Annotated in this window: 17 protein-coding genes and 2 pseudogenes; 12 read left to right on the forward strand and 7 right to left on the reverse strand. The window is 62.7% G+C overall.

Translation table 11 applies throughout. The features are described 5' to 3' along the window. The first annotated feature begins 164 nt into the window (after positions 1-164). Positions 165-1,217, forward strand: coding sequence for an AI-2E family transporter (locus OEZ60_RS19795; RefSeq protein ID WP_263340123.1), 1,053 nt, complete (start codon positions 165-167; stop codon positions 1,215-1,217). Between the two features lie 6 nt (positions 1,218-1,223). Here OEZ60_RS19795 and OEZ60_RS19800 read toward each other — a convergent pair whose 3' ends face one another. The 4 genes from OEZ60_RS19800 to OEZ60_RS19815 all read right to left on the reverse strand — a co-directional run bounded on the left by OEZ60_RS19800 (position 1,224) and on the right by OEZ60_RS19815 (position 5,340). Continuing rightward, positions 1,224-2,798, reverse strand: coding sequence for a phospholipase D family protein (locus OEZ60_RS19800; protein WP_263340068.1), 1,575 nt, complete (start codon positions 2,796-2,798; stop codon positions 1,224-1,226). 66 nt (positions 2,799-2,864) lie between these two features. Further along, on the reverse strand, positions 2,865-4,601 hold the full coding sequence (locus OEZ60_RS19805) for a sensor histidine kinase (protein WP_263340071.1): 1,737 nt from the start codon (positions 4,599-4,601) through the stop codon (positions 2,865-2,867). Between the two features lie 35 nt (positions 4,602-4,636). After that, positions 4,637-5,197, reverse strand: coding sequence for an RNA polymerase sigma factor (locus OEZ60_RS19810; protein ID WP_263340074.1), 561 nt, complete (start codon positions 5,195-5,197; stop codon positions 4,637-4,639). Beyond that, entirely contained in the window at positions 5,194-5,340 is a 147-nt protein-coding gene (locus tag OEZ60_RS19815; protein WP_263340077.1) for a NepR family anti-sigma factor, read from the reverse strand. The genes OEZ60_RS19810 and OEZ60_RS19815 overlap by 4 nt, the downstream gene beginning before the upstream one ends. A gap of 98 nt (positions 5,341-5,438) precedes the next feature. Between OEZ60_RS19815 and OEZ60_RS19820 the strand changes: the two genes are divergently transcribed. After that, complete coding sequence (locus OEZ60_RS19820) at positions 5,439-6,242, forward strand: response regulator (RefSeq protein WP_263340125.1); 804 nt, start codon at positions 5,439-5,441, stop codon at positions 6,240-6,242. Positions 6,243-6,305: 63 nt separating this feature from the next. Here the strand turns inward: OEZ60_RS19820 and OEZ60_RS19825 are convergent, their stop codons facing one another. Next, a complete protein-coding gene (locus OEZ60_RS19825; protein ID WP_263340079.1) occupies positions 6,306-6,698 on the reverse strand; it encodes a hypothetical protein in 393 nt (130 codons plus the stop codon). An 83-nt stretch (positions 6,699-6,781) separates the two neighbouring features. Between OEZ60_RS19825 and OEZ60_RS19830 the strand changes: the two genes are divergently transcribed. Continuing rightward, positions 6,782-7,513: a Crp/Fnr family transcriptional regulator gene (locus OEZ60_RS19830; protein ID WP_263340081.1), complete on the forward strand. Its 732-nt coding sequence runs from the start codon at positions 6,782-6,784 to the stop codon at positions 7,511-7,513. Between the two features lie 31 nt (positions 7,514-7,544). Here the strand turns inward: OEZ60_RS19830 and OEZ60_RS19835 are convergent, their stop codons facing one another. Then, positions 7,545-7,916, reverse strand: a complete 372-nt coding sequence (locus OEZ60_RS19835) for a hypothetical protein (RefSeq protein WP_263340084.1) — start codon at positions 7,914-7,916, stop codon at positions 7,545-7,547. Positions 7,917-7,981: 65 nt separating this feature from the next. Further along, a complete protein-coding gene (locus tag OEZ60_RS19840; protein WP_263340086.1) occupies positions 7,982-9,490 on the reverse strand; it encodes a sensor histidine kinase in 1,509 nt (502 codons plus the stop codon). Positions 9,491-10,642: 1,152 nt separating this feature from the next. Between OEZ60_RS19840 and OEZ60_RS19845 the strand changes: the two genes are divergently transcribed. From OEZ60_RS19845 to OEZ60_RS19885, 9 genes and pseudogenes are all read left to right on the forward strand, one after another. Continuing rightward, the gene (locus tag OEZ60_RS19845) at positions 10,643-11,377 is read left to right on the forward strand and encodes a Crp/Fnr family transcriptional regulator (RefSeq protein ID WP_263340088.1); all 735 of its coding nucleotides are present in this window, start codon (positions 10,643-10,645) and stop codon (positions 11,375-11,377) included. A gap of 710 nt (positions 11,378-12,087) precedes the next feature. Beyond that, positions 12,088-13,587 carry an IS21 family transposase gene (istA, locus tag OEZ60_RS19850; protein ID WP_263340090.1) on the forward strand — a complete coding sequence of 500 codons (1,500 nt, stop codon included), beginning with the start codon at positions 12,088-12,090 and terminating at the stop codon, positions 13,585-13,587. After that, positions 13,584-14,338, forward strand: a pseudogene (gene istB, locus OEZ60_RS19855) (IS21-like element helper ATPase IstB). The gene istA and the pseudogene istB overlap by 4 nt, the downstream one beginning before the upstream one ends. 222 nt (positions 14,339-14,560) lie before the next feature. Then, positions 14,561-14,734 (forward strand): annotated as a pseudogene (locus tag OEZ60_RS19860) (IS21 family transposase); the annotation flags it as partial. 303 nt (positions 14,735-15,037) lie between these two features. Continuing rightward, on the forward strand, positions 15,038-16,369 hold the full coding sequence (locus OEZ60_RS19865; RefSeq protein WP_263340092.1) for an FAD-dependent oxidoreductase: 1,332 nt from the start codon (positions 15,038-15,040) through the stop codon (positions 16,367-16,369). A 29-nt stretch (positions 16,370-16,398) separates the two neighbouring features. Beyond that, positions 16,399-17,922: a BCCT family transporter gene (locus tag OEZ60_RS19870; RefSeq protein ID WP_263340094.1), complete on the forward strand. Its 1,524-nt coding sequence runs from the start codon at positions 16,399-16,401 to the stop codon at positions 17,920-17,922. Positions 17,923-17,986: 64 nt separating this feature from the next. After that, positions 17,987-19,114, forward strand: coding sequence for a mandelate racemase/muconate lactonizing enzyme family protein (locus OEZ60_RS19875; RefSeq protein ID WP_263340096.1), 1,128 nt, complete (start codon positions 17,987-17,989; stop codon positions 19,112-19,114). Continuing rightward, complete coding sequence (locus tag OEZ60_RS19880; RefSeq protein ID WP_263340099.1) at positions 19,111-20,244, forward strand: mandelate racemase/muconate lactonizing enzyme family protein; 1,134 nt, start codon at positions 19,111-19,113, stop codon at positions 20,242-20,244. The genes OEZ60_RS19875 and OEZ60_RS19880 overlap by 4 nt, the downstream gene beginning before the upstream one ends. Before the next feature lie 20 nt (positions 20,245-20,264). Beyond that, on the forward strand, positions 20,265-20,903 hold the full coding sequence (locus OEZ60_RS19885; protein ID WP_263340102.1) for a GntR family transcriptional regulator: 639 nt from the start codon (positions 20,265-20,267) through the stop codon (positions 20,901-20,903). The last annotated feature ends 17 nt before the right edge of the window (positions 20,904-20,920 follow it).

The following is a 20,920-nucleotide window of genomic DNA, read 5'->3' on the forward strand; positions in this document are numbered from 1 at the left end:
CCCTCAACGCACGGTGCGAGGAACTGTTCCGGAAACAGGTTCAGGCATCCTGAGGACGGAGGCCAGGTTCGGACCGCAACTAGCACGCAGCCAACGGGTGTGGAACTTTCAAGAAGCTCCGGCGTTCGGTCCCTGTAGCACACAGGGGTGGCCGCTTGGACAACATGGCACGGTTGGCGCAGCTTTCGGTGATCCTGCTTGGCGCGATTGGCGCTCTTGCGACCCTAAAGCTCGGCGAAGAGCTCTTGGCGCCGCTGACCCTTGCGCTGGTCGCCGGGGCGGTCCTTTCACCGTTGTCGGACGCCTGGGAACGCCGCGGCTCTGCGCCTCTCTGGGGTGCGCTCTTCGGGCTGATCCTGACGCTCGCGGTCGTCGCCTGCCTTGTCCTCACCTTCCAACCCATCGTCGCTCGTCTGGTCGAACAAGCGCCAAAGGTTTGGTCGGACATGCGTCAGGTCGTCGACGGCATCCGCGGGCTGTTTCGGCAATTGTCCGAGGTCTCGAACGAACTTGCCGACGCTGTCGCACCGAAGGCCAACGCCGCGCCTGCGGACGCTTCGGCCGAGGCCGGGGTTGGAATGCCAACTGTTACGGATGCGCTGCTGGCCGCGCCGGCCGTGCTGTCGCAGATCATCGTGTTCGCCGGATCCCTTTTCTTCTTCCTGCTGACCAAGCGCGAGATCTACGGCTGGGTGTCGCTGAGGCTCTCGCGGCGCGGGGAGCGCGCCCTTGTGACCGAGCGGCTTCGCCGTGCCGAGAGAAAGGTGGCCCGGTATTTCTCCACCATAACCCTTATAAATGCATGTCTTGGCATCGTGACGGCGCTGGCGCTGCAACTGCTGGGCACACCGGACGCAATGATCTGGGGCGTCGTCGCCTTCCTCTTCAACTTCGTCGTCTATCTCGGCCCCGCGGTTTTCGTCGTGATCCTGCTGTTTGTGGGCGTCGCCGAATTCGATGGCGCCAAGTCGCTCGCCCCCGCGGCGGCATTCCTGTTCTTGAATGCTCTTGAAGGGCAGTTCGTGACCCCGGCTCTCGTCGGCCGACACATGGCGATCAATCCGCTTCTCGTGTTCCTCTCGCTGGTATTCGGCATATGGCTCTGGGGCGCGATCGGCGGCATCGTGGCCATTCCGCTCCTGGTTTGGATTCTTGTCCTGAACGACGCCCTATCGGAGCCCGAGGCACGCGGTCAGACAGAACCGAACTCGGCTTGACGGGAATCACACCATCTCGTCGGGGACGATCGGTACGTTTGCGGCAAACTTCTCGGCCGCCTTAAGATCGTAGGGCAACAGGAAACCGTGGCGGTTCTCAGGGTCTTTCCGAGCATTGCCGATGGCAAGCGCGCGCCACTCCGACACCGCACGAACCGGATCGAAGAATGCCTCGCCTGCGTTTTTTGGCAACCAGTGCTGCATGATTTTGCGACGCAGATCCTCGACTCGCCGCCGCTGGGTGATCAGAAGCCCCGCTTCGGTATCCCAGTGCAGGCTGCGCCCATTGAGATTGGCAGACGACACGATCGCCGCGACGTCGTCGAAGATCGACACTTTGGCGTGAATGTAGACCAGCGGCGCGTCGAACAGCCTGTCGCGTCCCGTGCCATTGCCATTTTGGCCATCCGAGCGCCGGGGCTGCGCAGCCCCTCCCACGAAAAGACGGGACCGGAATGCCTTCGACACGATGCGAAGGGCGCGGCTCTGGAGAAACTCCCCGAACCTTGCGTCGAGCCCGACGCGTTTGTCGAAAGCGATCTCTTCTGGAGCTGCCGGAAGGATCAGGATCATGCAGAGGTCGGGCTTCGATCTGGCAAGGTTGGCAAGGTATCTCGCGAGCTTCAGATCGCGAAAGTACTGCGTCTCGATGTAGATCAGACGCCGCGCGCGTCGTGCGTGATGCTCGTGCGCTGTGGCGATTTCCTCGACAACCGGTTCGGGACCGAAATACAAAAGGTTGTTCGGCCGTGGACGCGAAATCGTCCGCAAAAGCATCCGTGTCTTCGCAGGCTGGCCATTTCCAGACGTAATGCCGACGAAGGTCTCTAGATGCTCCTGTGCCTCCCGCGCGGCCGGACCGTCGGTCAGAATCTGGACATCGTGCCAGGTTTCTTCACCTTCCCGGTCGTGTTCCGGTGTGTCGAAACGGCGCTCGTCAAGATCGAGACCGCCGATATACAAGCGCTTTCGATCGAAGACGGCGAGTTTCTGATGGTGTGTCGCTGGGCAGAGCATCGGGATCGGCCAGAACCGCGGGCGGAAGCGCCCGTCGGCTCGCCGGACAAGCCGTTCCCGCGTCCCGGGCAGCTCGCGCAACGCGTCCCGCTGCTCGGCATCCGATCTTCGGTTAAGCCACCCGGCCGCCCGCGCCTGCTTCCAGACGATGACCGGCCAGAACAACAGGCGTGGCAAGAGCCCGGTCCGCGCCGCATGCATCGCCGGTATCACCTTCAGCCTGGCCTCCGGCCCCGCAAGTTCTGCGGCTGCAATGAATTGCCTCACGCTGCGCCATGTCTTCCTGTGGAGGGACACACGGGCGATGGGATCGAAATCGGTGATCACGATCGTGATCGCCACCCCCCGCCGCAACGTGGCGACAATGAGGTCGAACCAGGTGCGCCCGACGGCCCGCGCCTCGGGAGACCGAAGCGCGGTCATGGCATCGAAAATGCGAAAGCTCGCCCAGATCTCGGATCTGGCATGCAGGAACTCGCGCTCCAGAGCCGGAAACGCTTCCTCAGCCGTCAGCAGGGTGCGAAACGCGGACTGCACGGTCGAATACTCAAAGCTCTTCAACATGGCGTGCTGCGCAGAGTTTCTGGTCGGTCATGCCGACTAACGCACCTGACTCCGGATTGGTTCCACTCACTGCGCCGCAAGTGGTCCGCTTCTTTCTTCTCCATGATCCAGGGGCGCGAGCGTAAACCCAAGCCGAAGCTCGTACTGGCCGTCGTCGCATTTCCGGTCGATCTGTCCGCCAAGCTGCATCGCGAATGCCTTGATCAGCTGCGTTCCCAGTCCTTCCCGCGGTGCGAGGGCTACGCTTGCCCCTTCGCGCGCATTCGATGCGGAGCCGATCGTATTGCGAACCCGCAGTTCCGCTCTCGTGCCCTCGGTCCGCTTGAGCGAGATCTCGAAGTCCGGCGTGCAGCCGGCAGCCCCGCGCGCATACTTCAATGCGTTGGTGAAGGCTTCAGCCACCAGCAGCGCCAGTGGAACGGCCTGATCCGGCGTCATCCGGATGTCGTCGAATTCCGTCCGGATGTTCATCCGCCGGTCCGGGCTTTCGCCGAGATTGGTGATTTGCCGCACGATCGTCGAAAGAAGCTCGGGCGCGTGTATGTCCGACAGCCCCGCCGTCTGGTAAAGTTCCCGATGGATCGTCGCGAGGCTCATGACCCGATCCTGGAGCCCCCGCATGAGCGACTTTGCCTCTTCAGATTGTGTGCGGCGGATCTGCATGTTCATGATCGAAGCGATGAGCTGCAGGTTATTTTTCACCCGGTGGTGAACCTCCCTCAGCAATACCTCCTTCTGATGCACCATATCCTCGAGCTCGGCCTCATCGTAGAGCACCGCCTCCGTCATCGCTTCATACGCGTCAGCCATCTCGCGCAGTTCCAGAGAGGCGCCGGTGACATCGATGTCGCCCACCAGCCTGTTGCCGCCGGCGAACGACGTCATGGATGCCCTCAACTTTCGGATATGACGAATGACAAGCCGCTCGACGGCAAGCCAGGCGACGATCAGACTGGCCAACCACATGATCGCCGGGAACAGTGCGGGCGCGCGTCCGAGCGGTCCTTCACCCGCACCTGCTCCCTCCGGTGGCCACGAGCCGAGGGCATAGAGTTCTCCAGGAACCAGCGGGACGACCGAGAACACCCGGGTTTGACCATCGACAGATGCGCCGGAAAAGGACGTAGCCTGAACTCCGGTCAGAACCGAAAGCGCGCGATCGCGGGGAATTGCGATGGCGAGATCATCCATTTCGCGCGAGGCCGTCAGCACATGCCCATCGGCGTCATATGTGATCATCGTCAGTGGCTGACGTGCTCCGGTAGAACTGTCCTCGGCCACCCGCAACCCGCTGTGCGTCAACGAAAGACTTACGAGCCCGCGATATCTGTCCGCCTCGTCGAACACAGGGTGAGAGACCACAAGCACCGATGTGCCTGCGACGAGCCCCTTTGCCTTGACGGTGAACGATGTCTTCCGCTGGCGCGAGTCCCGCAAGAAGAGTGGGTCGTTGCTGAAATCAAAACGCTTGGCCTCCGAGTTGCAGATACTCGACCCATCTTCCGCAACGAATGCAACGAGCGAATAGCGGATGTCATCATCGCTCCGTATCCTTCGCAGCAATGCTGAACACGCCTCCGTGTCGCGCGAAATCGGCCAGATCACCTCCGACAGTGCGGTAGCCGCGCCTCGTGCCTGCTGGATCAGGCGCAGCTCTCCGCTCGCCGCACGCATCGTCTCGCCCATCAGCGCGGCTTCAGAGCGCGCCAGCGATTCTTCTCTTAACGCCAAGGATTTGACGACCGAGATAATCGTAAGTGGCAACAACACCGCTGCAAGCAGGAACGCAACGCGAAACCCCAACCTTTCGGTTAGGGCCGAACCCGATCGGTCGTTATTCACGTCGCACCGACGCGCGAGTTCCCCAGTACCGCGAGCGTCGCGCCATCGGGACCGGAGATCGGGTCTTCGCCTTCGTTGAGTCCGAGCAACTCGCAGAGCCGCGCACGGGCGCGGTTCACGCGGCTCTTCACCGTGCCGACGGCGACGCCGGTCATTTCCGCCACGTCCTCATAGGAAAATCCCGACGCTCCGGCGAGAATCAGGACCTCCCGATGCTCGGGCGACAGCTGATTAAACGCGGTCTTGAAATCGCTGAACGCGAGCCGCCCGTCGTGCGCCGGCTTTTCGACAAGCCGTCCCGCATGGAACCCGTCCGGGTCGGGGACCTCACGCTTACGTTTGCGCTTGTCCGAGAAGAAAGTGTTGCGAAGGATCGTGAACAGCCAGGCGCGCATGTTCGTGCCGGGCTCGAACTTGTCGATATTCGTCCAGGCCTTGACGATCGTGTCCTGAACCAGATCGTCGGCCGACGCGACGTCGCCGGACAGGCTGATCGCGAACGCTCTAAGCGCCGGCAGGTGCTGGGGCAAGGCGTCGCGGGGATCCGGCGCGCTCATTGCTTTTCGTCCTTCTGGCGGAGCTGATCGAGAAGATCCTTGAACCGGTCAGGCAGCTCCTGCTCGAGCGCCTCGTGGTACACCCGCTTCAGGTTCTCGTCGATCTGCTCTTGCAACTTCGTTTTCTCGTTGCTTTTCTTCATGGGCCCGCACACGTCAGATTGATTTTTTCACCTATACGGAACCTAACGCAGAACTCGCGCGTTTGTTCCGAGAAATTTCGACTAGGGGAGACAAACAGATGTCGTCGAGTACTTCCAACGACTTCACATCCTCGGTAGCGGCCAACGTACCGTTTCTCAGGCGTTACGCACGGGCGCTCACGGGGACGCAGGACACAGGCGACAGATACGCCGCAGCCACGCTGGAAGCGCTTCTAACCGATGATGAACCGCGCGGCGGCAGCGCTAAGATCGCGCTGTTCCGGGCGTTCCATCTCGTCTGGTCGAGCGCAGGTGCGCCGCTCGGAGAGCCCGATACACCGTTGTCGGCCCGCGCGCAGAGCCACATGGCGCAACTCACTCCCAATACTCGCGAAGCGCTGCTTCTGCACGCGATCGAAGGCTTCACGGCCGAAGAGATAGGCGCAATAATGGAGGTCGAGGTCACGGAGGCCGCAGAGCTTATCGAAATCGCGCGACGTGAGATGGAACGCGCTGTGGCCGGAAAGGTCATGATCATCGAGGACGAAGCGATCATCGCGATGGATATCTCGGGCATCGTTCAGGACATCGGCCATAGCGTAACCGGAATCGCGCGCACCAGGACCGAAGCCGTGAATCTCGCGGCCGGGAACCGGCCCGACCTGATCCTCGCGGATATTCAGCTGGCCGACAATTCTTCCGGGATCGACGCAGTCAACGACATTCTCGCGCAGTTTGAGGATCTACCGGTGATCTTCATCACCGCCTTCCCGGAGCGGCTGCTGACCGGAAAGCGGCCGGAGCCGGCCTTCCTGATCACGAAGCCGTTCTCCGAGGAACAGGTTCGATCCGCCGTCAGCCAGGCGATGTTCTTTTCCTCGACGGAGACGCTCGCCGCCTGACGCGGCGCCGGGCCGGTCATGTTAGGCCGGTCCGACACAAAACAAACGTCGCAAGAAAGGGCCCTACGCTCGCACTGTCGAAGTGATCTGCTTGATCACCGATCGGCTGTTGAACGGCCGCACTAGTACAGGCCAGAGCGAGGCGGAATCACCGACGGAGTCTAGTTCCATCTCCGCATCGTCGCCGAGGAGTATCAACTTGCCGCCGCGCTCTCTGATCGCGGCGTCTATCCGCAGGCGCAGAACCCGCTCCGGTCCTGCCTCGACGAAAGCAAGAACAAGGTCGGAATGGCGCCGCAGCAATGCCAGCGCATCCTCGCATCGTGAGCAAGCGACAACCGTCGCTTTCGGGTCGAACTCCTTGACCGTGTCGCATAGGTCTTGCAGCACAACCTGGTCCCGGATCAGGACCAGATAGACGTTGGTTTTGGCCTTGCGGGCCAGAGATCCACACATTCCGCCCTCCAAGAAAGCACAAGTGTGGAACCGAACCGGCCAGCGTGCATTAAACTATGACATCCGCAACAGGGAATCCGTCCATGTCCAGCATCGCTTGCACGAATTGCCCGCTCCGGAAGAAGGACCTGTTCACACCCTTCACCGGGGATGAGCTGGAGTTCATGCAATCGTTCAAAACCGGTGAACTCAAGGTTGATGCCGGCACGACGATCCTGATGGAAGGGTCGAATAGCCCGCAGCTCTACACCGTGCTGAGCGGGATGGGCACGCGCTACACCACGCTTGAGAATGGTCGGCGTCAAGTGATCAACTTCCTTTTTCCGGGTGAGTTCACCGGACTTCAGGCCGGCCTCATGGGCGAGATGAAACATTCGGTCGATGCCACGACGAACATGGTGCTCTGCGTCTTTCGGCGGGACGACCTCTGGCGGCTCTTCCGTCAGCATCCGGAGCGGGCCTACGATCTGACTTGGATCGCAGCAGTCGAGGAGCACTTTCTGGGAGAAACTATCACCTCGCTCGGCCAGCGCGACGCGACGCAACGCATCGCTTGGGCACTGGTGCGCATCCACGAACGGCTGCGCGCGGTCGGCATGCAGAAAGGAAATCGCGTTCCCCTGCCTTTCCGGCAACAAGATCTCGCGGATGCTCTTGGCCTCTCCCTAGTCCACACGAACAAGACCCTGAAGACGCTCCGCTCCTGCGGCCTCGCAACTTGGCAGGACGGAGAACTTATGATCGGAAATCTTGCCGCGCTTGCCGAACTCGCACTGATCGACCTCGAGCGGCCGCAGACCCGGCCGCTCATGTGATCGTTCCCGCCCGCTACGAACCGGGCCTGTTCTATCGCAGAATGGAGTTGCCGGCGGAGACGATCTCCAGAACCTGCATCGTATCGGGGTGGACCTTATAGACTTGGCGATCGATCCTGTAGTAGCGCCAATGGCCGCTGACCGGCGGCAAGCCATAATACTCAGGATTGAACAGCATGCTGCTGCCATCCGGTATGTAGTCTCCGGACTTGAGCCGCGTGGACTGGCTCTCTGTCACCGTCACGACGCATCGCGCTCCATGTACTTCCTTCACACAACCGGCACTAGCAGCGGCCGGGATCAACACGCAAGCGACGAGCGCGGAAACAAGCGTCCGAACGGGCATAGCAACCTCCTCATCATAAACAAGAAACCCTTGATAATGAAGAAACGCCCCCAACATGCGCGGGTTCCCGCGCGCGTTGAAATGCGATCAATGGCCGTCGGGGCGACAATCCGCGGAGAGGTTCATTCCTTCGCCATTTGGTCGCTGACGAACCGCAACCGATGGGTGCGATGGGTGGGTGCGATTTCAACGTCAGTCTCACCGCCGAGCTGTGCAGCCGAGAGCTGGACGAGGGTGGAGCCGAATCCCGGGCGTTCTTGTCCGGGTGTCCTGCCGTCGTCCTGGCGCTCGTCGTAGAATTCAGCCCAGTCAAGCCCAACCTGGCCACCCTCCGACACATGCCAGGTCACCCTGAGGTGTCCAGCCAACGCGCCGAGCACGCCGTACTTCGCCGAGTTGGTGGCCCACTCGTGCAGGATCATGGCTAAGGCCGCGACGTGCCCCCCTGCCACGGAAACGTCAGGCCCACTCACGGTCACGTCACCCCGATAGGGCGCAAGCGCGACCCCCACGAGGTCCGTCAGACGGGTAGCGCCCTCGCCGCCCAAGGGCATCTGCGTAAGATCGTGCGACTTCGCGAGCGCCGTGATGCGGTCTACGACCTCTTCCGACAATTGCCTAACCGACTTCGCATCACGCGCCGCGATGCGTAGCATTCCGGCGACGATGGAGAAGAGGTTCTTCATCCTGTGGTTTATCTCACGCAGCATCAGTATTCGGCCCTGCTGCGCTTCGAATTCGGGAGTCATGTCAATGCTGACGCCGACAATCCTGGCCGACCTGCACGTCGACAGGCGCCGGCCGATGTTCTTGAGATAGCGACGTCGGCCGTCTCGCGTCACGACGCGGAAAGACGCCTCGCAGTCGATATCTCCCGAATTGGAGCGCCGCAAGGTCTCCTCGACGGCCTCGATGTCGTCCGCGTGGACGGCGCCGAGGATCGACTCTATCGTCAGTAGCTCGTCCGCGTCGAAACCGAAAAGCGTCCGTGCGGTGGCATCCAGCGACGCACGCCCCGTGCTCGCGTCGTATTCCCAGAAACCTATGCCGGCGCCCTCAAGCGCGAGCCGCAGGCGCTCGTCGCTCCGCGCGCGCGCCTGATCGGACCGGCCCGGTTCTGTCACGTCAAAGTAGACCAGCATGGCACCTTCGATTGTCCGATCACTTCCCCGATGGGGTATGACTCGGAGAAGCCAGGTCTTTTCGCCAGCGACATCGTGTAGCGTTAGCGAAGCGGGCATTGCCGTTTCGACGACCGCGCGCACCCGTTGCTCGATTTCTTCTTGATTGTAGAGAAGGCACGGCACGTCGTTCAGTGGCCTTCCCCGGTCGCTTGCCAGGAGCGGATAAACGCGCCGCGTGGCATCGGTAAAATCGCGGATTCTCAGGTCGCGGTTAACCGTAAGCAGCGGGAGATCGGTGCTGGCGAAGTAGCTCCGCAGATCATTGTTGGCCTCTGACAGAGAATCGACTCTGGACTTCAGTTCGCAATTGACGGCGGTCAGCACCTCATTCGTCGACTGAAGTGCGGCGTTCTTCGACAACACGTCTTCGTTGGAAGCTTTCAGCCGCTCGTTAGCCGTCTCAAGGTCTTCGACTAATGCGACCAGTTGGCTTCGTGTCAGGCGCATTTTGTCCTCTAACGCAAACACGAGACTGTCGGGCGCACTGATCTCCTCGCGTTCCTCTCCGGTCCTCGGAGCGCACCGAGCAGTCCTTGGAACGACCGCAAGCAAGCTGTTTCCCGAAAGCGGCTCGGCAATGCTGTCACAGCCACGGCCTTTGGAGGTGCGACGTCCGCCGCTTCCGTCGCCCCCGGTTCGGGAGCGGATGGCAGAAACCGCACGCTCCTTCTCATGCGCCGCGAGACGAATGGAGAAGCCGGCGATCGGGCGTCTGTAGCCCTGAGTTGGCCGACCTTCGTAAGGTCCAGCACGCTGCCGCTGATGCAAAGCCCGCGTTCCGCAGCTATCGCGTAGACGTGGCCGCTGCACTCCTTCCCGCGACTGAACACCTGCTGGATTGCCCGTTCGGTGTGCTTCGCCGAAAGCTCGGCCAAGATGCGGTCCTCATTACCATCGAACTGCGGAATCGCGACGCAGGCGAACAGTGCGCAGCGCCGACTCGGGACGAGCATCTCGCGGATTGCCACGCCCCCGACGACCGTTGCCCCGGCGCCTAAGTCGCCATCGGCTTTGACGCTGGCATATCTGGGATTTTCGTTTGGCACTGTGCGGGTTTTTCACTTATTGGGCACAACTTTCGATGGTCCGCGCCGCCCGCGCAATAAACTATGACATAGGGAACGCCATCGGTGCGTATTCGGCTCACCCGCCGTTTCCGTCGAGGGCGTTGGGCCTGGTGCGATGCCGCGCTGATGGAAGGGCCAAGATTCACCGACATCGGAACATATCTGTAACGCTACGTCATAAATCCTATGCCGGAACGATAAAGTATAATTATTACATATAGTTACTTATTTCTACCTAGTAGCTGACGACCGGCCGTCCCGCCTTCGGGGGAACTGAGGGAAAGGCAAGACGTTTAACATTTGACACGTCAAACAAGGATGGAGATCCGATGTTGGACACAGCAAAACGGACGACCGACCGCTCTGAAACGGTCTGACGCACCGCTCTCCCCAGCAGCTTGAGCCATTTCGGCGCATCCGCGTCGGCCGTCACGACAGCCTCCCCGCACCGGCGCGGGAGGACTGGTCGGGTTGTTCATGCGCCGGGGCAAACGACGGAAATTTCCCTGCAATTAAACTGGGACATAGCGAGATGTTGGAAACTGGAACAGTTTCGGCCCGAACGAATCCTGCCTATCTGAGCACCTTGCCGCCGAACTTTCTAAAAACGCTGCACGAGATCAGCAGCAATGAAATCGTGGTCCGCGCAGGCGATGAGTTCGTCGCCGATGGCCAGCAAAGCACGCGCGTCTACCTGGTTCGCGTGGGCCTCGGGTTGCGCGCCAAGACTTTGCCGGACGGCCGCCGGCAGGTGCTGAGCGTTCTTTTCCCAGGAGATCTTGTCGGCCTTCAAGCCATGCTGATCGGCCAGGCCCATCACAACGCCGAGGCGCGCTCTGACATGAGGTTGAGCGTAATCGAGCATCAGCGTCTCCGTGCTCTTTGGCAGCAGAAGTTCGACGCCGTCGCGCTGTCATTGAAGGCCATGGCATATGACGAGGTGCGCCTCATGAAAGCGTTGCTGTCGATCGGTCAATACACCGCCGAAGAGGCGATCGCATCCGTACTATACTCGATCTTCCGCCGGGGCGTCCTGCACGGGATGGTTCGCAGAAACTCCATGCCGTTTCCGTTCCGGCAGAGCGATATCGCCGACATGCTCGGCCTGTCTCTTGTCCACACCAATAAGACGTTAGCGAAACTGAGGCGCGCCAAGCATCTGGATCTGAGCGATGGAAAGCTGACTGTGTATAATGCCGACGACCTTGCCCGAGCCTATATGTTCGATCTCGCCGACGAAACATACGGCGACGATACCGAACGATAAGCGATGTCTTCATCCGACCAACGAGGACGCCGCTCGGCCGTTTGGCACCATGCTGAGCTTGGACCGGATCTGTCGACGTGCCAGGGCCGCGTCAGTTAATTTGGCCCGCGCGAGAGGCGAGACCGTGGCGGATTGGAGCGGCGCCCCCGTTCTATCAATGTCTCGCGCAGGCAAGACAACGCACAGCGGCTGCGCAGACACTCGAGTTGGCAGTAGCTATCAGATCCGTTCAGGCGCTGCCGAAGGTGCCGCCGAACCTCCGGAAACCGGGCATAACTGCCCTTCGCCACCCTACGATCATCAGAATTGGAAACGCCATACCACGTAAAGCGGCGGCTACGCAGGGTCAGGAACATAACGCGCGTGCCAGCGGGCCGGTTCCGAACAAACAGCCATCATGCCTCGATACGCACTCAGTAGGTGTTTGATCCCCCGGTTTGATGGTGCGATCCATTTGTCGGAATGGAAGGAGATCCGATGGTTGCCGCCCTCCCCAGTCGGCATCGCGATGTGCCAAGGTCGTGGTGTTCAACGTCACGCAAATGGGAGGACGGCGAGATGCATGATATGATGATTGGGGTCGACCTGGCAAAGAGGGTTCTGTGTGAATCCCGGAGACAAAATGGACAGCGGAAACGGTCGGATGTTTTGACTGTCGCGGAGTAATATTCCGCATCTTTCGCCTTAGGCAACGAGCTGAAGGCGGGGAGATGTATGCTGTGGACCTTTACGGACGGGTGCGGCTGGCGTGCCATGTCGGCGGAATGAGCAAGAGCGAAGCGGCGCGGATGTTCGGCATCGACCGCAAGACGGTGGCGAAGATCCTGAAGCACTCGGTGCCGCCGGGGTATCGTCGGTCGAAGCCGCCTGTGCGGCCGAAGCTCGATCCCTTCATTCCGATCATCGACCAGATCCTGGAGGACGATAAAGGCCAGTTGGCGAAGCAGCGGCACACGGCGACGCGGATCTTCGAGCGGCTGCGCGACGAGCACGGCTTCACGGGCAAGCTGACGATCGTCACCGACTATGTGCGGGAGAGGAAGCGCCGGACGCGCGAGGTGTTCGTGCCGCTGGCGCATCCGCCAGGGCACGCGCAGGTCGACTTCGGCGAGGCGGTCGGCGTGATCGGCGGCGCCAGGCGCAAGCTGCACTACCTCGCGATGGCGCTGCCGCATTCGGACGCCTTCTTCATCAAGGCCTATCCGGCCGAGACGACCGAGGCGTTCTGCGACGGGCATGTCTCTGCTTTCGCGTTCTTCGGCGGCGTGCCGCTGTCGATCCTTTACGATAACACCATCATCGCGGTGGCGAAGATCCTCGGCGACGGAACCCGCAAGCGCACCCGGATCTTCTCGGAGCTGCAGTCACATTACCTGTTCGAGGACCGGCTCGGCCGGCCTGGCAAAGGCAACGACAAGGGCAATGTCGAGGGTGTGATTGGCTTCGGGCGCCGGAACTTCCTGGTGCCCATGCCCCGGTTCGAGAGTTTCGAGGCGCTGAACGCCTGGCTGGAGGAGCAATGCCTAAGGCGCCAGGATGCGGTTCTGAGGGGCCACACGGAGACGATCGGCGCGCGGCTCATGCGGGATCTCGACGCGCTGATGCCGTTGCCGGCGGTGCCCTACGATGCCTGCGAGAAGGTCAGCACCCGCGCCACGTCGATCTCGATGGTGCGCTACCGCTGCAACGACTACTCGGTACCGGTGGGCTATGCCCATCACGAAGTCCAGGTCCGCGGTTATGTCGGCGAGGTCGTCATCGGCGCGGGTGCCGAGGTGATCGCCCGGCATCGGCGGTCCTACGAGAAGGCCGACATGGTCTTCGACCCGCTGCACTTCCTGCCGCTCCTGGAGCAGAAGGTCGGCGCCCTCGACCAGGCAGCCCCGCTTCAGGGCTGGAACCTTCCGGTAGAGTTCGCCACGCTGCGCCGGTTGCTCGAGGCCCGGATGGGCAAGCCCGGCAAACGCGAGTACGTCCAGGTTCTGCGGCTCCTCGAGATCTTTGAGATGGAGCATGTCCACGGCGCCGTACGCCAGGCCCTCGACCTCGGCGCCATCGGCTATGACGCGATCAAGCACCTCGTGCTTTGTCGCATCGAGCGGCGTCCGCCACGGCTCGATCTCGACATCTATCCCTACCTGCCCCGGGCGCGCGTCGAGGCCACGAAGCCGGCCAGCTACATGAGCCTGATGCCCGGGGCGACGACATGAGCGACACGCCCCAGTTGCTGCTCCAGCATCATCTCAAGAAGCTCAAGCTGCCGACCTTTCAGAACGAGCATGCCAAGCTGGCCCGACAATGCGCATCCGAAGGCAAGGATCATGTGCAGTACCTGCTCAGGCTCTGCGAGCTCGAGCTGATCGAGCGCGAGCGCCGGATGATCGAGCGCCGCATCAAGGCGGCGAAGTTCCCCGCCACGAAGAGCCTCGACAGCTTCGACTTCAAGGCAATCCCCACGCTCAACAAGGCGCTGGCGATGGAACTCGCGCGGCTCGCGAGTTCGTCGATCGCCGCGAGAACGTTATCGCCTTGGGACCGAGCGGCACCGGCAAGACGCATGTTGCCCTCGGGCTCGGCCTCGCCGCCTGTCAGAAGGGCCTGAAGGTCCGCTTCACCACCGCCGCAGCACTCGTCCACGAACTCATCGAGGCCGCCGACGACCGCCGGCTGCAGCGCCTCCAGAAGGGCCCCGCCGGTCAGGATCTGCTGATCATCGACGAACTCGGCTTCGCTCCCCTCTCCAAGACCGGCGCCGAGCTCCTGTTCGAGATCATCTCGCAGCGCTACGAACGCGGCTCGATCATCATCACATCGAACCTGCCGTTCGACGAATGGACCGAGGTCTTCGGATCCGAGCGCCTCACGGGCGCCATCCTCGACCGCCTGACCCACCATGTCCACATTCTCGAGATGAACGGCGACAGCTTCTGGCTGCGCCAGAGCCGCAAGGCCCATACCTGATCTCACAACGATCGATGCTGCCCGGACTGGCCTTCGGCCAGTGCGCCTTGCCGCGCGTCAGCTTTGTGGCGAGCACACGCGCCAAGGCGCGCGACAGTCCCAACCGTTGGGGACTATTCCGCCGCTACGCCGACCAATTTTGCGCCGGGATTGACATCGGTCTCCTCGTTGGAGCGGACTCTACCGAAAAACTGGAGGAAGATACGGGGCTCAGGGCAGTCCTTTCCGGACTGGGAAGCGTTCAACGCTTACCTCGGAGAGCAGTGCCACAAACGGCAGGGCGATGTTCGGCGCGGCCACCAGGCCAGCATCGGTGAACGGCTGAAAGCGGACCTTGCCGCGATGCGGGAGCTGCCAGCTGCCCCATTCGAAGCCTGCGACCTCCGAAGTGGCCAGCCGCCCGGACCCGTCCCCGCCTACCGGGCGTCAACCGGCCACAGCTTCGTGACAAGCTCTTCCGGCTAATGTCGGTTGCTCACCATCTCTGGGTCTCCGTTTCCCAACCATCGCGGTACGCCAATTCAGTCGGGGCGCTCAGACGGCTGGCGCCGTGACATCCCCTCTTGTACCCAGGCAAAGCTGATCTCGGTGCGCCATTTTGGGAGGTTTCCGGGCGTTTCTTGTCCACTCCATGTCGGAAACAGCTCATCTCTCAATCAGCATATGCCGTAAATATATTCAGAATACATGGAGAATGAAATGCGCGCTTACCTTACCAGCCTGCCGGATGCGGCCCGCCAATCGGTCCCGAGCCTTGGCGCGTTCGATGTCGTCGTTGTCGGCGCGGGCCCGGCCGGAATCGCGGCCGCAGTCACCGCGGCGGAGGCCGGGCACCGGACTCTCATCGTCGAGCGTCTCGCCTATTGCGGCGGCGCCGCCGTCTCCGGCATGTCGGGCACGATCTGCGGGCTCTACAACGCGGTCGAGGAGCCCCGCACCGCCCAGCCGCAGCAAATCATCTTCGGCTTCGCCGAGCGGTTCCGCGACGCGCTCGCGCGCGACGGCGGGCTGACCGAGCCGCAGATCTACGGCAAGACCTGGGTCGCCACCCATGACTGCGCCACCTACAAGAAGGTCGCGACCGACCTTCTGCGCGGCGCGGGCGTGCAGATCCTCTACCACACGACCGTCGTCGACGTGGTCACCGAGGACGGTGCCGTCACCGGGCTCGTCCTGCACACCAAGTCGGGCTTCACCCGGGTCGCGGCGCGGCGCGTGATCGACGCCTCGGGCGACGCCGATGTCGTCGTCGGCATGGGGCTCACGACCACGAAGGGCAACAACGGCGCGATCCAGAATCCGACGATGATGTTCAAGATCGGCAATGTCGACCTTGCCCGCTTCCTCGACTTCTGGGGCGACGACACGATCTCGCCGGCGAAGGTGGTGGCAAGGCTCGAGGCGCGCGACGAGCTTCTGCGCAAGAAGGTCTGGCTCTTTCCGACCGTCAATCCCGGCGAGGTGCTGGTCAACGCGACCAAGATCACCGGCTTCGACGGCCGCGCGCTCGACGTCACCGACCCCGTCGACCATTCCGAGGCCGAGCAGTTCGCGATCTACCAGGCGCGCGCCTTCTTCGCCTTCCTCAAGGAAGAGGTGCCGGGCTGCGAGGCGGCCTATTTCATCGACTACGGCGGCGAGGTCGGCGTGCGCCAGACCCGCACCATCGACGGCATGGCGCGGCTGATGAACGCGGATGTCGTGGGCAAGCGCAAGAGCCGCGACTCCATCGCGCGGTCGAGCTGGCCGATCGAGCTGCATTACGGCGCCAAGCCCAAGACCGAGTGGCTGATCGACGATTACTACGACGTGCCCTTCGGAACGCTGGTGCCGAAGGAGGGGCGCAACGTCATCGTCGCCGGGCGCTGCCTGTCGGCCGAGCACGAGGCGCTCGCCTCGGCCCGCGTCACCGCCCAGTGCTTCGAATACGGCCGCGCCGCGGCCATCGCCACGGATCTCTCGATCCGTGACGGCGTCGAATTCCGTCAGATCGACGGCGCACACATCGCCGACCTGATGGCCCGCACCTGATATCGAACCGTCTAGTGGAGGAAACGGACGTGTCTCTACCCAAGCCCGGCGCCGTACGCGTCGAAACCAACATGCCGATGCTGGCGATCAGCATCGGCCTCATCATGGCGATCGCGGGAACGCTGATCGCCTATCCGGACAGCGGCAAGACGGTCATCGACGGTCTCTTCGGCTGGATGACCGGCACGTTCGACTGGGCGTTCCTCGGTGTCGCCTTCGTCTCGCTCGTGTTCCTCGTCGCCCTGGCCTTCTCGCGCCATGGCGCGATCCGGCTTGGCGATGCGGACGTGGCGCCGGAGTTCACCTGGTCGGCCTGGGGCGCGATGGTGTTCCTCGCCGGCATCGCCTCGGGCCTCGTCCTCTGGGGCGGCACCGAATGGGCCTATCACTACGCCTGGACACCCTTCGGGATCGAGCCGAACACACCGCAGATGTATGTCGTCGGCCAGGCCTACGGCATCTTCCACTGGGGGCCGACCGCCTGGGCGCTTTACTGTGTGCCGGCGATCGCGATGTCCTACATCTACTATGTCCGCAAGAAGCATATCTACCGGGTCAGCGAGAGCTGCCGTGGCGCGCTCGGCGATCTCGTCGACGGGCCTGTCGGCTCCGTCATCAACTACATGTTCATCTTCGGGATCCTCGGCGCCGCGGCGACCTCGCTCGGCCTCGGAACGCCGATGATCGGCGGGGCGGTGGCGTCTGTCCTCGGCGTGGCGCCCAGCACCACGATCGATGTCGGAATCATCGTCGCCTGTACCGCGGTCTTCACGCTGTCGAGCGGCCTCGGCCTTGAAAACGGGATCAAGCGGCTGTCCTATATCGGCACGCTGCTGACGCTGGCGATCATCGTCTACATCCTCGCCGTCGGGCCGACGCATTTCATCGCCCGGCTCGGGATGGATTCGCTCGGCTACGCCCTGTCGAACTTCATCACGCTCTCGACCTGGACCGATTCGGTCAGCGCCTCCGGCTTCCCGCAGGCCTGGACCGTGTTCTACTGGGCCTGGTGGGTCGCCTATGCGCCGTTCATGGGGATGTTCGTGACGCGGATCTCGATGGGCCGCACCGTGCGCGAGGTGATCGTCGGCATGCTGACCTTCGGCACGGCGGGCTGCGCTTTCTTCTACATCGTGCTCGGCGGCTACGGCATCAACCTGCAGATCTCGGGCGCGCTGCCGATGGTCGACCTCGTCAACAACGATGGCGTCGCCCCGGCGATCATCGCGATGTTCAAGACCCTGCCGGGCGCCACCATCGTGCTCATCGCCGTCGCGGTCTCGGGCATCGTGCTTCTGGCCACGACCTTCGACTCGGCCGCTTACGTCATGGCCTGCGCCTCGACCAGGCAGCTCGACGAGGGCCAGGAGCCGGCGCGCGGCAACCGCCTGTTCTGGTGCGGCGCGATCGCCGTACTGCCGCTGACGCTGCTGTTCCTCGGCGGGCTCAAGACCATGCAGACCGCCTCGGTCCTCGTCGGCCTGCCGGTGATGCTGATCCTCATCTGCATGATGATCACCACCGTGAAGTTCATGAACGAAGACAGCGAGTGAGACCCCCAGGCGCGGCGGTCCGCCGCCGCGCTTCCCCACCCCCTTTCAGCCCCGCGAGGCCCTGATGTCCGCCCCAATCGTCGAACGCATCGAACTTCTGGCCGTCGGACCCGACGGCGAGAAGGTCACCTGGTCCTCGCATCTGGGACCGATGTACGAGGCAATGATCCTCGCCCGCCTGCATCTTTCCAACGGGATCGAGGCGCTCGCCGGCACCACCGCCTATACCGAGCACGAATTCGACCGCACGGTCTTCTCGGCGGCTTCGCTGATGGCGCCTTTCGTCCTTGGCAAGAGCGTCTTCGCCATCCCCGTCGCCTATGCCGACATGCGCAGCCGCTACGTCCCGCTCGGCCATGTCGCGACCTCGCTCTTCGACATCGCGCTGCATGATGGCAAGGCCAAGACCCTCGGCCTGCCGCTCTACCAGATGTTCGGCGCGGCGCGCGAGAAGGTCCGCGCCTATGCCTCCAGCCCGCTCCTGCCAGACGATCAGTCCTATATCGACTATTGCGAACGGATGCTTGCCGCGGGTTACCGCTCGATCAAGATCCATCCTTATTGCTGCTTCGAGGATGACCTTCGGCTCGTCCGCACCCTCAACGAAGCGTTCCGCGGCCGGGAGGTCGGCTGGAGCCTCGATGCGGACGCGAACTACACGCTCGACCAGGCGGTTAAGATCGGTCGGGTGATCGACGCGGCCGGCTGGGAGTTCTTCGAGGCGCCGCTGCCCGATACCGATCTCAACGGCTACCGGGTACTTGCCGACCTGCTCGACCTCGACGTGATCTGTGGCGGGAATTCGATCCCGAACCTGCATCTCATCGAACTCGCCCTGCAAAGCCGCGCCTGGTATCGCTCGCGCTTCGACGTCACGGGGATCGGCGGCTTCACCGGGGCCGAGGACGGCATGGCGGTCAGCCGCGCCCATGGTGCCAAATGCGAGGTCCAGAGCTGGGGCTACACGATCACCCAGGCGGCCAACCTGCACCTGATGCTCGCCCATGCGAACTGCGACTATTTCGAACAGGCGACGCCCTTCGAAAAATACGAGTTCGGCGCCCGCCAGGTGATCCGACCCGACGCCGAGGGCAACGTAGCGGCAAGCGGCCTGCCCGGGCTCGGTATCGAGTTGGACTGGGACGCGATCGAACCCTTCGTCTATGCCCGTCGCGCGTTCTCCCTGAAATGACCGTGAGGATCGAGCGCGTCGAGGTCCTGTGCCTTCAAGACCCCGGCGCCAGCTACAACCGCTTCGAAGGCAGCTACCAGAATGCCGTCGTCGTCGTGCATGGCGACAACGGGCTTTGCGGCATTGGCGAGAGCGACACCCCGCCCTCGGTCCTGCGCGCGATCGTCGAGATGCCGACCTACAACAGCCTTGCCGAGGGGCTCGGCTCGATCCTCACCGGCCAGGAACTCGACGATCCGCGCCGGCTCTGGGACGAGATGTACCGCCGCACCCAGTGGTTCGGCCGCCACGGCGCCGTGCTGCACGCGATCAGCGCGCTCGACATCGCGATCTGGGACCTCTTCGCGCGGTCCAGGGGCGTGCCGGTCCATGCCTTGCTGGGCGGCAAGCGCCACGACCGGCTGCCGGTCTATGCGACGATCTACCCGCTCGCCGATACGCCCGATGGCATCACCGCCCAGGCCGAGGCGCTGCGCGCCCGGGGCTTTCGCGCGCTCAAGATCTGCGTCGATCCCTGGTGGCAGGACGCTCCGCTCGTGCGCCTCAACCTGACACATCTGCGCAAGGTGGTGGGAGACGCCTGCGACCTGATGCTCGACGTGGCGCAGGAATTCACCCGTTTCGACGAGATCGAGGGCTTCCTGCCATTGCTGGAGGAGCTTGATTTCAAATGGATCGAGGCGCCGTTCCCGCTTGGCAGTATCGCCGATCATGCGCGGCTGAGACAGAAGACGCGCATTCCGGTCGGCGTCGGCGATCTCGGCTTCACCACCTGCAGGGAGGTCACGCCGTTCCTCGATGCAGGGGCGCTCGATTTCGTCCAGCCCGATGTCACCATGTTCGGCGGGTTGAGCGAGATGACGCGCCTGGCCGCGATGCTCGGACCGCGCCGGATCGTGCCGCACGGCTACAATTCCGACATCACCATCGCCGCGAACCTCCAGTTCCTGTCGACCCGTCTCGAACCCGAGCTGGTGGAGTATTCCACGAGTCCGGCGCTTCTGCGCAACCGGCTGGCGGTGGGACTGGCCCCGGTCGGCGAAGATGGTATGATCGCGGTCCCGGACACACCCGGCCTTGGAGTTGCCCTGAACCCGGAGGTCGTGACCTGCACAAGACAAGTGGCATGAACGTAGTATCGCAACCGAGAATGACCAAGGCGGACATCGCCGCCGAACGTCTTGAAACGGCGATCATCAACTGCGAACTGCCGCCCGGGGCGGTATTTCAGGAAGCCGAGCTTTGTGAACTTCTCGATCTCGGCCGCACACCCGTCCGGGAGGCGCTCCTGCGGCTTTCCGGCGAAAACCTCGTGAGCATCTCGCGGGCCGGCGTCCAGATTCCCGGCATCGACGCGGTCGCGATGCTGAAGCTGCTTGAATTGCGCGAACCGATCGAACGGCTGACGATCGAGAAGGCCGTGCAGCGCATGACCGATGACGACCTGCGCCTCTTCTCGGACATCCGCACCCGGATCGTGGCGATCGCCGATGATGATCGGGACAGTTTCATGGCCATTCTGAGGGAAATCCACCGGGCGATTGCCGGGGCGTCGAAGAATGAGTTCGTATCGGCGACCCTGAGGACGACCCAGGGACTGTCCCGCCGGTTTTGGCGCTACTATCTCACGGAGAAAGATCAGCGCGCCGCCAAGCGTATCTATTGCGACCTGCTAAAGGCGATCATCGCAAGGGACGAGCAGGACGCGCTTTGTCAAGCGGCAACGCTGATGAACCATTTGCGAGACTTTGCCAACGGGCGGATCGACAAGTACCAGCGCTTTCCATAAGTCGCGTCGGGCGGCCT

The organism is Albidovulum salinarum, from assembly GCF_025673475.1.
Classification (GTDB): domain Bacteria; phylum Pseudomonadota; class Alphaproteobacteria; order Rhodobacterales; family Rhodobacteraceae; genus Albidovulum; species Albidovulum salinarum.

What these genes read in the sequence shown, in the direction of transcription:
- OEZ60_RS19815 (WP_263340077.1), bottom strand. Translation starts at nt 5,340, where the DNA reads ATGAAGAAAAGCAACGAGAAAACGAAGTTGCAAGAGCAGATCGACGAG.
- OEZ60_RS19825 (WP_263340079.1), bottom strand. Translation starts at nt 6,698, where the DNA reads ATGTGTGGATCTCTGGCCCGCAAGGCCAAAACCAACGTCTATCTGGTC.
- OEZ60_RS19820 (WP_263340125.1), top strand. Translation starts at nt 5,439, where the DNA reads ATGTCGTCGAGTACTTCCAACGACTTCACATCCTCGGTAGCGGCCAAC.
- OEZ60_RS19875 (WP_263340096.1), top strand. Translation starts at nt 17,987, where the DNA reads ATGTCCGCCCCAATCGTCGAACGCATCGAACTTCTGGCCGTCGGACCC.
- istA (WP_263340090.1), top strand. Translation starts at nt 12,088, where the DNA reads ATGTATGCTGTGGACCTTTACGGACGGGTGCGGCTGGCGTGCCATGTC.
- OEZ60_RS19795 (WP_263340123.1), top strand. Translation starts at nt 165, where the DNA reads ATGGCACGGTTGGCGCAGCTTTCGGTGATCCTGCTTGGCGCGATTGGC.
- OEZ60_RS19865 (WP_263340092.1), top strand. Translation starts at nt 15,038, where the DNA reads ATGCGCGCTTACCTTACCAGCCTGCCGGATGCGGCCCGCCAATCGGTC.
- OEZ60_RS19835 (WP_263340084.1), bottom strand. Translation starts at nt 7,916, where the DNA reads ATGTTGGGGGCGTTTCTTCATTATCAAGGGTTTCTTGTTTATGATGAG.
- OEZ60_RS19840 (WP_263340086.1), bottom strand. Translation starts at nt 9,490, where the DNA reads ATGCGCCTGACACGAAGCCAACTGGTCGCATTAGTCGAAGACCTTGAG.
- OEZ60_RS19800 (WP_263340068.1), bottom strand. Translation starts at nt 2,798, where the DNA reads ATGTTGAAGAGCTTTGAGTATTCGACCGTGCAGTCCGCGTTTCGCACC.
- OEZ60_RS19810 (WP_263340074.1), bottom strand. Translation starts at nt 5,197, where the DNA reads ATGAGCGCGCCGGATCCCCGCGACGCCTTGCCCCAGCACCTGCCGGCG.
- OEZ60_RS19830 (WP_263340081.1), top strand. Translation starts at nt 6,782, where the DNA reads ATGTCCAGCATCGCTTGCACGAATTGCCCGCTCCGGAAGAAGGACCTG.
- OEZ60_RS19845 (WP_263340088.1), top strand. Translation starts at nt 10,643, where the DNA reads ATGTTGGAAACTGGAACAGTTTCGGCCCGAACGAATCCTGCCTATCTG.
- OEZ60_RS19885 (WP_263340102.1), top strand. Translation starts at nt 20,265, where the DNA reads ATGACCAAGGCGGACATCGCCGCCGAACGTCTTGAAACGGCGATCATC.
- OEZ60_RS19880 (WP_263340099.1), top strand. Translation starts at nt 19,111, where the DNA reads ATGACCGTGAGGATCGAGCGCGTCGAGGTCCTGTGCCTTCAAGACCCC.